This is a genomic window from Mycobacterium sp. IEC1808, assembly GCF_002101935.1.
In the GTDB taxonomy this organism is placed as follows: Bacteria; Actinomycetota; Actinomycetes; order Mycobacteriales; family Mycobacteriaceae; genus Mycobacterium.
The window spans coordinates 18021-31252 of the sequence record NZ_LQPV01000035.1 but is presented as its reverse complement, the minus strand read 5'-3'; the positions used below and the strand labels follow the sequence as shown (position 1 = coordinate 31252).

The following is a 13232-nucleotide window of genomic DNA, read 5'->3' as shown; positions in this document are numbered from 1 at the left end:
ACGACGTTGTGGCCGGGGGCGGGCTGCACGCCGGCGGTCGGGCGGATGGCGACGGCCAGCGACACCACCAGCGCCGTCACGCCGACGACGAAGAGCGCCGCCAGCGCGCTGCCCAGCAGCCGGAACGATCCGCGCTCGCGTCCGCCCGCGCCGACCAGCTGCGTCGCGTGCCCGCCGGTGTAGGCCTCGTCGAAGTCGTCCGCGACGGCGCTGTAGGCCAGTGCGTTTGCGTCGGCGGTGGCGGGCATGTCGAAGTAGCCGGGGGCCACCGCGAACGGATCGATGGCGCCGGTGCCCGGGTCCTGCGCGTAGGCGAGCGCCGCGGTGGACGACGCGAACAGCGGCGCGTTCGCCGACGCCAGCGCCGCCCCCCGGGCCAGCGCGGTGTCGGGCTCCTCGGGCGCCGTCAGCGGCAGCGTCGTCGCCGCCTCCAGCGCCGGCTTGATCATCGGGATGTCGATGCCGGAGCCCATGACGAACACGGCGTCGGGCCGCGCCTCCAGCGCCTCGGCACCGGCGACCATCGAGGCCAGCTGCGTCACCGCCGCCTCGTCGTCGCTGGGCAGGGCCTGGCGGTAAACGTCGGTGACCGAGCCGTCCGCGCTGTCGACGACCGCCAGGGTCGCGGTTTCGGGCTCGATGTACAGCAGCGCCGTGCGCGCGTAGTTCGTCTGGTTGCCGACCGTCTGGGCCAGCGCGGCCGCGGCCAGAAACGCCGAGACCAACATCACGTTCTCGACCTTGTGGGCGGCCAGCGCATCACGCAGCGCGGCGGCCTCGATCGGGTCGGTGAACGTGACACCCGTCGACGCCAGTTGATAGCCGCCCTCGGCCGCGCCCTCCCGGGTGCCCAGGATCGCCGAGACTACCTGGTCGGCCGCGGTGATGGTTGCCGCGTCGTCGTCGGCGGCAACATCGAAGTTGTCCTCATCGACGGTGGCACCGTCGCCATTCTCGCCTTCGACCAGCACCATACGGACGGCCGTCGGCGCCATTGACACGCCAAGTACGGTGTCCAAAGCTCCTCCATCGTCGTTTGCTAGCCATCGGGGGCCAGGGACCTGGCTGTCGCCCGCATTAACACCTGCTGAACGCCTTGAGTCCCCACCCTGTATTCCCCTGGCCCCCCGATTTTACGCGGTTTCGCCCAGTCGGCGACCGGGCTAGGGACCCAGGACTCCGTGCCCCAAGTGGCGGCGCAGCCACCCCCAATGGTCGTCGTGATCATCGTCCCTGGGCAGCGGCGGCAGCCACTGCGGAAGGGGGTTCGAGCTCGGCCCCGGATTCGGTGCGGCGGGCGCGGGGGCCGGCGGTGGGGCCGGCGCCGCGGGCGGGGCTTTCGGGGGCGGCGCCGCCTGGGTCGCCGGGGCGACGACGTTCTTGCCGACATCGGGTCGATCGTCCACGTGCGGGCGAATGCCGACGGCGAGCGCCACCGTCAGGGCCACGGCTCCGACGACGAGTATCGCGGCCGCACCGAGGATTGCCAGCATCTTTCGGCTGCCGCGCTCGCCGTGCTCCGGCTGGTCGGCGGGCATGGGGTCCGCCTCGGCGCTGTATGCCAGCTCGCGCACCGGCTCCTGCACGTATGGCATCTCGACCGTGCTCGGCGCTCCCAGTTGCTCGTTCGCCGATGCCAGTGCGGCGCCCCGCGCCAAGGCCATCTCGGGTTCCTCGGGCGCCGTCACCGACAGCGACGTCGCCGCCTCCAGCGCGGGCTTGATGTGCGGGATGTCGACGCCGGAGCCGACGACGAATACGCCGTCGGGGCGGCCACGCATCAATTCGGCACCCGCGACCATTGCGGCCAGCTCCGCCAGCGCCGCACCGTCGCCGTGGGGCAGGGGCTTGCGCTGTACGTCGGCGATGGACCCATCCGACGTATCGACGACGGCAAGCGTCGCAGTGGCCTGCTCGACGAACAGCAGCGCCGTGCGGGCGCAGTTGGTCGCGCTGCCGACGGCCTGGGCGAGCGCCGCCGCGGCCACGAACGCCGAGACCAGCATGACGTTCTCGATCTTGCGCGCCGCCAACGCATTTCGCAGCGCGGCGGCGGCAGACTGATCGGTCCACGTCACCCCGCTGGACCTCAGCCGATAGCCGCTCTGAGCCGCGCTTTCCCGAGTGCCCTGGATGGCCTCGATTACCTGATCGACCGCGGCGGTACCCGGCGTCGAAAAGTCGGCCTGATCGACGGTGACGCCGCCGGCACCTTCGCCCTCGACGAGCACCATGCGGATCGTCTCGGGTGCCAACGACACCCCAAGGACGACGTCCACGCTCCCCCATTCTCCGAACTTATTCGCTGACAATCTGATTCACCCGCCCCTAGTCCGCCACCCTAGCTCGCGCAGCCGGACAGGCGCGGCGGCGGCGAACCGTTACCTGTGACCGAAGCCACCAAACCCGTGGCCACCGCCGAAACCGTGGCCACCACCGAAACCACCGAAGGGGCCATGCCCGCCGAACGGGCCATGCCAGCCGAACGGACCGCGGCCGCCGCCGAAGGGACCGCGCGGCGCCGGCCCCCCGCCGAAGGGGCCGCGACCACCCTCCAGCCGGGGCACGGGAGGCGCGAGCACCGGCACGCGAGGCACGGGAACGAACACCGGCGGGGGCATCGCGGGAACCGGGACCGGCGGCGCCGCGGGCGCCGGCGCGGCGGCGGGCGGGGCGATGGGATGCGGCACGGCCACCGGCGCGGGCTCCTGAATCTTCGGCTGGGCCTGGGGTACCGGCGCGGGCGCGGGTGGCTGCGTCGGGGCGACGATGTTTTCGTTCGGGCTGGGCCGCAGCGCAACGGTCGGACGGATGCTGATCGCGAGCGCAATCTCAAGAACCACAACGGCGCTGATGAAGACCACCGCCAGCATGCTGCCGACCAGCGCAACGGATTTGCGCCGCTGCGTGCCGTCGTCGAGGCCGAGGGCGGTGCCCGCGTCGGCATCGTCGTCCGGCACCGCGCTGTAGGCGACGTTGGGCTTGCCTTTGGCGTCGGAGGGCTCCGGAAGGGGGCGGTATTCAGGCTGGTATGCAGGCAGCAATCCGGGAAACTGGCCGGCCAGGGCCAACGGGTCGACCTCGCCGGTGCCGGGGTCCAGCGCGTAGGCCAAGGCCGCGGTCGACGACGCGAACAGCGGCGCGTTCGCCGACGCCAGCGCGGCACCGCGTGCCAGGGCCATCTCCGGTTCGTCGGGGACCGACAGTTGAAGGGATGTCGCGGCCTCCAGCGCCGGCATGATCAGCGGGATGTCGACGCCGGAGCCGACGACGACCACGCCATCCGGGCGCGTTTCCAGCGCCTCCACACCGGAAACCAGCTCGGCGAGCTCGGCAACGGCCCGGTCTTCGTCCTCGGCGAGAACCCGCCGGTGCACGTCGCAGATCGACCCGTCCGCGCTGTCGACCACCGCCAACGTCGCGGTATACGGCTCGACGAAGAGCAGCGCGGTGCGCTCGTAGTTGGTGGCGTCGCCCACGGCCTGGGCGAGCGCGGCCGCGGCCATGAACGCCGAGACCAGCATGACGTTCTCGACCTTGTGGGCGGCCAGCGCGTCGCGCAGCATGGCGGCCTCGACGTGATCGGTCCACGTCACTCCCGTCGAGAGCAGCTGGTAGCCGCCCTCGGCCGCGCCCTCGCGGGTACCGAGGATGGCGGACACCACTTGGTTGGGTGCCGTGGACGGGCCCGCAGAGCCGGGGGTGTCCAGGCAGACGTCGAACTTCTCCTCGTCGACGGTGGCCCCGTCGGCGCCTTCACCTTCCACCAGCACCATGCGGACGTTCGTCGGCGCCATCGAGACGCCAAGCACGATGCCCACCAACGCTAGATATCTCCTCGGCTAGTTTGCTGTGTCGCCACGACAATGCGTCGACGACACGATTACTTGCTTAGTCACCACGGACTTACGGCCACAGCAGCGCGCGGGGCTCGAGAATCCGGGATTAGCTGTGCGCTATAGAGTTCTGGTTCGTGGGCAGCGCGGTTTTTCGACTTGCCCGATGTTTCGACCGTACTCGCACCACCGCGGGGTGTTAAGCGCAATTCGGCATGCGTTAACCGATTCGCAACGGCGCGTAACGTCCGGCCGGCTAGTGGTGCCCGCCGCCACTGTGCCCGCCACCGCCACCGCCAAAGCCGCCGCCACCGCCGCCGAAGCCGCCGCCACCGCCGAAGCCGCCGCCACCGTGGCCACCGCCGCCGAAGGGCCCGCTACCGCCGCCACCGCCGAAGCCGCCGCCACCGTGGCCACCGCCGCCACCGAACGGGCCGCCACCGATCGGGCCGCCACCGCCGTGACCGCCGCCGAACGGCCCGCCGCCACCGAACGGCCCTCCGCCTCCGCCGAACGGCCCGCCGCCGATCGGACCGCCACCGCCGTGACCGCCGCCGAACGGCCCACCGCCACCGAGCGGTCCACCGCCGCCGAACGGCCCGGGTCCGGCGGGCTCACCCCCGCCTGAGCCTCCGCCGGGGATGTGGATCGGACCGCCGCCGCCAAAGGGACCACCGCCGCCGAAGGGACCACCGCCGCCGAAGGGACCACCGCCGCCGAAGGGACCACCGCCGCCGAAGGGACCACCGCCGCCGGAACCATTGCCCGGTATCGGCAAGTGCCCGCCGCCGGAACCATTGCCCGGTATCGGCAAGTGCCCGCCGCCGGGACCATTGCCCGGGACGGGTAGCGGGTTTTCCCCGGGCGACTGGTGCGGCGGCGAATGGGGAACCGTGCCGCTACCGGGCACCGGCCATTGCGGCTGCGGGACGTGCACCGGCGGTTGCGGCACAACGGGCTGGGGTATAGGCAGGCGCGGCGCCTGGATAATCGGCGGGCTAACGACCGGGTTGGGAATCGGCACGTGGACCGGCGGCACCGGAATCGGCGCGACGGGCGGCGGGACCACGACCGGCACCGGTACCACTGGGTCGATCGGCGGGGCCGCGGGAGGCGGCGGAGCAATCGGAGCCGCGGGCAGCGGTGCGGGCGCGGGTGGATTCAACGGCATGGGCGCCGACATGGGCTGCGGCAGGTTGATCTTCGGCATCGCGGGGGCCGCCTGGACCGGCGCGGGCGCCTGTTGCGTTGGGACGATGAGGTTTTGGGCCGGGGTGGGCCGCAACGCCACGGTCCCCGTGGTGCGGATGCCGATGGCCAGCGCGATTTCCAGCGCCAGCACCGCGCTGATGCCGACCACCGCCAAACCGCTGCCGAGCAGCAGGACGGGCCTGCGGCGCGGCTGCTCCTGTTCTTGGACGAACAGCTTCTCGATGAGGACGGTCGGCGCGTCGGCGTCGTCGTCGTGCACGGCGCTGTACGCGAGGTCGTCGCCGAGTTCGGTTCCGACGCTGAGATATTCAGGAAACGCGTACTGGTCGACGGCGCCTGTGCCGGGGTCTTGGGCGTAGGCCAGCGCCGCGGTTGATGACGCGAACAACGGCGCGTTCGCCGAGGCCAGGGCGGCACCGCGGGCCAGCGCGGTCTCCGGCTCCTCGGGCGCGCTCACGTCAAGCGACGTCACCGACTCCAGCGCCGGCTTGATCGGCGCGATGTCGACGCCCGAGCCGACCAGGAATAGCCCGTCGGGCGCCAGCTCCGTCTTTTCCAGCCCGGCGACCATCCCGCTGAGTTGCGTGATCGCGTCGCCGTAGGACTCGGCGTAGATCGGTTGCTTGTAGACGTCGGCGATGGAACCGTCGGAGGTCTCCACGACGGCGAGAGTCGCGGTGTCGGGCTCCACATACAGCACCGCGGTGCGCTCGTAACCGACTGCGCCGCCCACACTTTGGGCCAGCGCCGCCGCCGCCAGAAACGCCGACACTAGCATGACGTTCTCGATCTTGTGGGCGGCCAGCGCATCGCGCAGAGCGGCCGCCTCGAACTGATCGGTCCACGTCACACCGATCGCCGACAGCTCCAGGCCGGCATCGGCCGCGCCTTCGCGGGTGCCGAGAATGGCGGCGACTACTTGGTCGGGTGCGCTCGCCGTTGCCGGGTCTTCGGCAGCCGTGACGTCGAACTCGTCCTCTTCTACCGTTGCGCCGTCGGCGTTTTCGCCTTCCAAGACGACCATCTGGATCGACGCCGGTGCCATCGACACGCCGAGCACGATGTCCAATACAACCCCCTCCAAAAGGTATCGCTGGCGAAGCCATGGCCGAGCGGGGCGGTAACCACGGACCACTACATCTTCGCGTAAATACGCTGTGGCGGGACGCTGTCTAAGCTATGTAGACCTTATGAAGTTCTGGTACGAGCGCGACGGCGTCGGTCCCCGCTGACCCTGATACTTCGACCCTACGCGGGAGCTGCCGTACGGGTGTTCCGCCGGACTCGTCAGCCGCAAGATGCACAGCTGACCGATCTTCATGCCCGGCCACAGGGTGATCGGAAGGTTCGCGACGTTGGACAGCTCGAGGGTGATGTGCCCGCTGAAGCCGGGGTCGATGAAGCCGGCGGTCGAATGGGTCAGCAGACCCAGCCGGCCCAGCGACGACTTGCCCTCCAGGCGGCCGGCGAGGTCGTCGGGCAGGGTGAACAGCTCCAGCGTCGAGCCGAGCACGAACTCCCCAGGATGCAGCACGAAAGGCTCCCCGTCGACGGGTTGCACCAGGCTGGTCAGCTCGTCCTGCTGCTTCGCCGGGTCGATGTGGGTGTAGCGGGTGTTGTTGAACACCCGAAACATGCAGTCGAGGCGCACGTCGATGCTCGACGGCTGCACCAAGGTTTCGTCGTACGGGTCGATGCCCAAGCGGCCGGACGTGATTTCGGCCCGGAGATCGCGATCGGAGAGCAGCACCCGCTGAGCCTATCCGCTGCTACCGGGCCGTCGTCCGAGCTTCAGTCGGCGAGGTACTCTTCGCCACCCTTGGGGTAGCCGCCCCCGGTGGTCGTGACATGGACGTGGTCATAGTGACCGAGCCTGCTCGCTTGCGCTCCGCCGGGCGTGTAGTAGACGCCACGCCAGATCGCGTCCTGGATGCCGAAGCGCGACGCGTTCTTCATCACGTACGCGACGATCGCGTTCCCCAGCGCGATGCCCTCGGAGCTGCCGGGGTCGGGAATCATCACGTCGATGGCCAGACCCATGGGGTGCCAGGGCAGCGGGTCCGGTCGCACGCCGCCGATCTGGTGGATCTGGGGGAACGCCACGCTGATGGCCCGCTCGACCAAGATCGTCCTGACCTGCAGGCCCTGTTCCGGAGCGATCCCGACGGGCAGGAAGCGGGACCGGGTGTGGTACCTCGACGCCGAGACCAGGCGGGTGTCGGGCGCTTTAGCGGAGGTTTTCGCTGCGGCCGTGACGATTTGTAGGCAGCACGGCTCAATGTCACCGATAACGGGCTTGGCCTCTTGGCGGACGGCTAAAGGGCGGACGTCGCCGGCGGCGGCGAAGAAGACGGCGGCGGGGGCGAGTAGCGCAGCCAGCATCACGTGTGACTTGCGTCGCTTCTTGGCTAACCGATGCCGACCCACGCCGAGCACATTACGGGCAGATCACGAAATAATAAACATCGAATGGCTATAGAGCAGGTCAGGGCCATTAGCGCCATTCGCCGGATGCTTTGTGTGGCCGACCGGCGCCCGACAGCCTGCGGCTCCGGTGTGGCCAGCTGGTTGGTTTGCTGCGAGTGCTTGACCGTCCGGCCGTGGACAAACTCGGCCGAAACGAAAGATGAACGCTTGGTTGAACTTTGGAACCGGCGAGCATAAGACCCCGGCGCTGGGAACTACAGGACACAGGGGAGCTCTAAGCGTTGCTTCGGGCGCCCCGTCTCGTTCCGAGTGTCATGTGGAGCCTTGAAGGTGGTGGGGAAATGACCAAGAAGATGTGTGGATGCATGCTCGGCGCCGCGATGGCCCTGATGCTGGCGCCCGCAGCCGTCGCCAACGCCGACGATAAGGACGCAGAATTTACCAACTACCTGGCGTCGAACGGCATTCACCTTGGTAACGCGTCCCAGACCGGGACCATGGGCCGCACGATGTGCCAGGACCTTTCCGCCGGCTACACCCAGAACGACGAGGTCGACCAACTGAAACTGCGGATGGACCAGAATCAAGCCAAGTTCTTCGTCCTCGCTGCGACCGCGGAGTACTGCCCCGACAAGCACAAGTCCTGAACTCAGCTTCCGCGCGCCGGTTGGCAACCTTCTCCGTCGGCCACTGGCCACTGGCAGTACGTCGTGTGCGTTGGGGTCGCCGACGCGCGCAGATCAGCCGCAGCGGCCCCACCTCGACGGTGCGGTGGTACGCGCACATCCAAGCAGACGCGCTCAAGGCTGTTTTCGAGCCGAGTTTGTGCAGCGGCCTGTCACTGAGCCGCTAGACTGTCACCGCTGTAAAGCTCTGCGCAGCTCACAGCGACCACGCCGATGTAGTTCAATGGCAGAACATCAGCTTCCCAAGCTGAATACGCGGGTTCGATTCCCGTCATCGGCTCCATTCCGACCAGGGCATATACCGTTCGGCGCCAGCGCTGCGACTCGCCCGGTAGCCCCGCAGTACCCGCGTACACGTGACGTCGCGATTATGCCGTCGGGTATCTCGCGCCATCGCCACAGCCAAGACGAAAGGGTGGATTGACAGCTCATCGAATGCTCGGTGCCTGCTCGTCCCCCTGCGACCAGATCGCCGGGGGCATAGCACACGATCACACGCCGTGCTCTGTTCACGGCAAGAAGCTGAGCGGCCGAAAAAGGCGGCACTTGGTGCAAAAGAATGACTAAATCTGGCATTCAACTCCCAATCGCTTTGCACTAACTGCAAACCCGCGATGCTCGGATCTGCCAAAATGAATCGGACTCTAAGACGCTATATCAAACCATGCTGCCAAGAAAAGGTCTACGGCGGCGTTCCACGTCGCAGCGGGGACGCTCAGAGCAGCTGATTAATTGGATGTTTCATTATCTCGAAACATTTCTATGTTCTAGGCGAGAGAGCAAGTCGAAAGTGACCATTCATTTGCGACTTGAGCTATAAATAGACCGTAGCCTTCTCGTCCGTGACCAAGATTATGTGCGCCTTGATAAATAAGATAGGGGTGTGTATGCCCGTATGGCTCACTCTCAATATCGATGACAAGACATCCGGAATCACCAGGACGCAGAGACCGGCTGAGTGTCATCCGCGCTGCTGCTAGAGGCTCGCGTCCACCAGTTCCTTTGTACCAGAGACGGCCGGTAAATCCCGTCATTCCGACTATTTCGGCTTCTAAAAAGCCTCCGACGGGCGGGCGCCCATTAATAAATCGCACGGGTTTGAATCCAGGATAGCGCGAATAAGGATAATCGCTCACGCCGCCAGAGTTTGAATTATCAACCTTCACAATAGCAGCATCCATAATCTTGCTTGTTTGAAGCAGTTCTCCCCAAACTCTGACCCGCCTGCTGTTTATATATACCCTGCTGCCGATCGCCGCGCCGCGCGGCTTCACGACATGCCTCGCGGTAAGAATGGCGTGCTCCGAGACCAGTTCTACCCAGCAGTGCCCGTCTTGAGTCCTGGCTGCAGAATGTGGCTCAGGAATAAAAGGGCGCGCAAAGGTCGGGAAGGTAGCGCCACCGACAAGCAACTCGGATGGGCCGGGAGCTATGAGCAATCGGCCCGGCGGGTAGTAATCGACGACCGCCAGCTTTACACCTTCGTTTGTCGAAACCAGGCTGACGGCGGTGAATGATGGTCTAGACCTAATCTTGGCCAATCTGTCGACGAATGCAGAAGAGCTTGTGATAGCTGCCGCCCAGCGTGAAACGCGTTTACGTTGCTCGCTTAGGCCCTCTTCAAAATCAGAATAGTTTTCCTGTGAATCTTGAGCGCTGGATGGGAGGATCAATGACGGTGGATCGAAGTTGGGAACAGCGTCAACTAAGTCTTGATTACTAATTTCCTCGACTAACCCGAACCCACGTCCGAGACGTTGTCCCCGAACGGTTGTCATCCAATTCTCCAAGAATATCGCTACCAAGGTATTGCGGCTTAAGCGAAGCCCTGACAACCTGCGGAGTAATCCGCCACGCGGGCGAGGTGGTTCGCTGACGGTCGCCATGAATCATTCCTTTCGCGCAAATGTCAATGAAAGGGAAATCTCTCCGCCCACGGTCGCGATTCCAATACCGCCCTCAGCGGAAATGGATAGCCCCACTTCTACTTCGTTAAGCCGGAATGGCCCATCTTTAGGATTGGGAAGACTCGCAAGCAAAGAATCGAGTTGGCCTTGGATTTCATTGAGCTGTTTTTTGACCTCGTCTAGTTGTACTTCCTGCTTTCGGGCTAGCTTGCGGCGGGTCCATTCTACGAAGCCTTGTTCTTCGGATTCGCCAGGCTCTAGCTCCCGAGTAACCTGCTCTTCGGAAGCCACTACCAGTGTGAGCGTGGAAGTCGAGTTCCCTTCGGCCATTGCTTAACCTCCGAAACATGTGGGGTGGGCCATTAACACTCGGTTGGATCCGGTGTCAGGGCGATAATCTCACGACTGCAGCGCTAACGACAGTCCCGGGAATGCCGGTGAACGCATAGAATCGACTTCCCCAAGCCTGAAAACGCGGGTTCGATCCGTCATCGGTTCCAAGTTGCCGTTGACCGCTTGCATCGGCAATCTCGGCGAGTGCCGTCCGGACGTTGTATGGCTCGGGACGAGCACTAGCGCAGTTTATCCGGCGTCGGCCCACACACCCCCTCTAGGGTGTGGCTTGTAGGGGACGAACACGATGCTTCAGATATTTCGAAAACCTGCTGCGCAATGCATGTGCCCCAAAGGATCGTGCGCTGCGGAGATATTTGCGCCCACCCCCGCCCTGTACACGGTCCCGCCTAGTTATCTGTTGTGTCCTCACTTCGAGGTTGAAAGCCGAAGACATCTTGTATGCGGCGCTTCCAGTCGTCCAGCAGGGACTGCGCATCAAGGTAACTTTGCGCCCCCTCGTTGATAATCTGAAGTGGTCGCCGAACAGCGCGGCTCATCCCGTACACGCCGCGAACAGACTGCTGAAATTCCTTGACGGCCACGGCCGATCTTTCCCCCGCCTCGACAAGCCCCAAAATCTGGGAGAGGAAATTGGCGGTGTCTTCGTCGAGGGCGTTCGAGTTTTTTGTAATCTGATCCAAGATCACAATCATATTTTGGCTTATTGCGAGGGTCTGTTCCATGTATTGCACGGCGTTTGACCGGAATTCTTCTGCTGCAGGTTGAAGAGCTTTTGCATATCGGTCAGCTACTACAATCTGGGCTGCGCTACCGCGCTTGGCCGCATTCTGCATCTGAGGCGTGTGGTCTTGAGTTATTTTTCCGATTTGTTCCATCAAGGTGCTGAAGTTTTCAACCGTTTCCTGCCATCGCGGCACGAGTTGCTCTACTTCGCCCATCGCGTCAAGGAAGCCGGGTGCATCCTCCTCCGCTTCGCTCCCTGGTGACCGCCGAGGACGCTCAGGCGCAACATATTCAGCATGTTCGCGCGACTCTTGCGCCTTCTGCGCCACTTCGTTGGCGATGTCAACCAGTCGCGCGGCCATCTTGTTTACAGCTGCGCGGTAACGACCGCTGTGTTCATCTTCTAGACGCAACTCGACGAATGAGACGTACTGAGTCTGTGCGATGGCCGCCTTGACTTCATCGTCAGAATTCTCGTCCAAGCCCTCTATGTCAACGTAAAGTATTGGAAAAAGCAACTCAGGAACGCCGCGGGCTTTGACATTCTGACTAAATGATAGGAGCTCGCGACGGCATTCTGTGCTTGCAATATACCGCGGAGTGACAATCGCAATGAAAAATGTCGTATCGGCAAGAGCACCGTCGATTGTCTCTCGCCACTTGTGCCCCCAAGCGATCTCCTCTCGGTCGGTGAATAGCTCTAAATCCCGCCCGGTGAGAAGTGCGAATTCGTCCCTTATTAATTCACAGAGACGCAGGATGCGTCCACGCTCTGCCTCATCGTCTCTGTGGACGTAACTCCAAAATCCCGATGGTAATTCGGTCGCTGCGAGCTGCATAGCGGTCACGGTAGCGGACCTTCTTTTCACCCGCGCATGCATGCCGTAGGCGACCTGATGTCCTAGTGGCTCACCGCCGTGTTGAGCCCGCATCGAAAGCATCTTGTCCTATTGGTGACGTTGGCCGCCGCTCGGCCGATACGGGCCCCGCTCGGTGACGACCGCGGTGATGAGCTCGGCCGGCGTCACGTCGAAGGCCGGGTTGTAGACGCCAGCGTCCGGCGGGGCGATGGGGGTGCCGGCGAACGTCCGGAGTTCGTCGGGCGCGCGTTCCTCGATGGCGATCTCGGCGCCGGTGGGCAGCGACGCGTCGATAGTGGACGACGGGGCGACCACGACAACCGGAACGTCGTGATGGCGCGCCGCGATGGCCAGGCCGTAGGTGCCGATCTTGTTGGCGATGTCGCCGTTGGCCGCGATCCGATCGGCGCCGACGAGCACGCAGTCGACGAGGCCCCGCGCCATCGCGGCCGCGGCGGCGCTGTCTGGCTGCACCCGGTAGGGCACGCCGGCCTGCGCCAGCTCCCACGCCGTGAGCCGGGCGCCCTGCAGCAGCGGGCGCGTCTCGTCGACCAGCACCGACTCGACCAGCCCGCGCTCGTGCAGGTGCCAGACGACGCCGAGCGCACTGCCCCAGGCCACGGTCGCGAGGTGACCGGCGTTGCAGTGGCTGAGCAGACGCAGCGGGCGGCGATCGCACAATTCCAAGACAATTTCGGCGGCGTGAGCCGATGCGGCGCGGTTGAGGCGTTCGTCCTCGTCGAGGATGTCCAGCGCCTCGGCGAGCACGGCGTCGGCGCCCGCGTCGAGCTTGTCGAGCGCGCGCTCGACTCCCCAGCTGAGGTTGACCGCCGTCGGTCGCGCCTTGGCGACTCGTTCGGCCGACGCCCGAACGTCGCCTCCCTCGCGGACCGCGAGCACGACGCCGAGCGCGCCCGCCGCGCCCAGCGCGGGGGCGCCGCGCACGGCCAGGCGGCGGATCGCGTCGATCAGCTCGTCGACGGTGCGCAGGGTGAGCTCGCGATAGTCGGCCGGCAACGCGGTCTGGTCGATGATCGTGACCGCGTCGCCGTCCCAGTCGATGGTCCTGCGCACGAGCCGACCCTAGCCCGCCAAGCTGGAGGTTCTTAAGCCCTACACAGCTTCGCCAAGATTTCGATACAGCTTTCCGAGCGACGATCGGTCAGCGGTCCGTGTGGTCTCTCCTCCGCCCATCGGTGACCGGCCGCCAAGATGCTGGGAGGC

General features: G+C 65.5%; 11 protein-coding genes and 1 tRNA gene. 2 read left to right on the top strand and 10 right to left on the bottom strand.

Annotated elements, in window-relative coordinates:
* From AWB92_RS19965 to AWB92_RS19940, 6 genes are all read right to left on the bottom strand, one after another.
* A partial coding sequence (locus tag AWB92_RS19965; RefSeq protein WP_241523529.1) for a hypothetical protein occupies positions 1 to 974 on the bottom strand: 974 nt, incomplete at its 3' end.
* Between the two features lie 189 nt (positions 975 to 1163).
* The gene (locus AWB92_RS19960) at positions 1164 to 2279 is read right to left on the bottom strand and encodes a hypothetical protein (protein ID WP_085188742.1); all 1116 of its coding nucleotides are present in this window, start codon (positions 2277 to 2279) and stop codon (positions 1164 to 1166) included.
* 102 nt (positions 2280 to 2381) lie between these two features.
* On the bottom strand, positions 2382 to 3824 hold the full coding sequence (locus AWB92_RS19955) for a hypothetical protein (protein ID WP_085188740.1): 1443 nt from the start codon (positions 3822 to 3824) through the stop codon (positions 2382 to 2384).
* A gap of 268 nt (positions 3825 to 4092) precedes the next feature.
* A complete protein-coding gene (locus tag AWB92_RS19950) occupies positions 4093 to 6093 on the bottom strand; it encodes a hypothetical protein (protein WP_241523528.1) in 2001 nt (666 codons plus the stop codon).
* Between the two features lie 132 nt (positions 6094 to 6225).
* Positions 6226 to 6798 carry a dCTP deaminase gene (gene dcd, locus AWB92_RS19945; RefSeq protein ID WP_068110170.1) on the bottom strand — a complete coding sequence of 191 codons (573 nt, stop codon included), beginning with the start codon at positions 6796 to 6798 and terminating at the stop codon, positions 6226 to 6228.
* A 41-nt stretch (positions 6799 to 6839) separates the two neighbouring features.
* Positions 6840 to 7475 (bottom strand): hypothetical protein, encoded by a 636-nt coding sequence (locus AWB92_RS19940; RefSeq protein WP_193791413.1) that lies wholly within the window; start codon positions 7473 to 7475, stop codon positions 6840 to 6842.
* A gap of 341 nt (positions 7476 to 7816) precedes the next feature.
* On the opposite strand from AWB92_RS19940, the gene AWB92_RS19935 reads away from it, so the two are divergent.
* Positions 7817 to 8122, top strand: a complete 306-nt coding sequence (locus AWB92_RS19935) for a DUF732 domain-containing protein (protein WP_158090392.1) — start codon at positions 7817 to 7819, stop codon at positions 8120 to 8122.
* Positions 8123 to 8370: 248 nt separating this feature from the next.
* Positions 8371 to 8444: transfer RNA gene (locus tag AWB92_RS19930), tRNA-Gly, on the top strand.
* 484 nt (positions 8445 to 8928) lie between these two features.
* Here AWB92_RS19930 and AWB92_RS29510 read toward each other — a convergent pair.
* The 4 genes from AWB92_RS29510 to mtnA form a co-directional block, all read right to left on the bottom strand.
* Complete coding sequence (locus AWB92_RS29510) at positions 8929 to 10047, bottom strand: hypothetical protein (protein WP_142282200.1); 1119 nt, start codon at positions 10045 to 10047, stop codon at positions 8929 to 8931.
* Positions 10048 to 10050: 3 nt separating this feature from the next.
* Positions 10051 to 10398, bottom strand: a complete 348-nt coding sequence (locus tag AWB92_RS29505; RefSeq protein WP_142280110.1) for a CU044_2847 family protein — start codon at positions 10396 to 10398, stop codon at positions 10051 to 10053.
* A gap of 413 nt (positions 10399 to 10811) precedes the next feature.
* Positions 10812 to 11987, bottom strand: a complete 1176-nt coding sequence (locus AWB92_RS19925; protein ID WP_158090391.1) for a toll/interleukin-1 receptor domain-containing protein — start codon at positions 11985 to 11987, stop codon at positions 10812 to 10814.
* A 108-nt stretch (positions 11988 to 12095) separates the two neighbouring features.
* Positions 12096 to 13082 (bottom strand): S-methyl-5-thioribose-1-phosphate isomerase, encoded by a 987-nt coding sequence (gene mtnA / locus AWB92_RS19920; protein WP_085188730.1) that lies wholly within the window; start codon positions 13080 to 13082, stop codon positions 12096 to 12098.
* Positions 13083 to 13232: the final 150 nt, after the last annotated feature.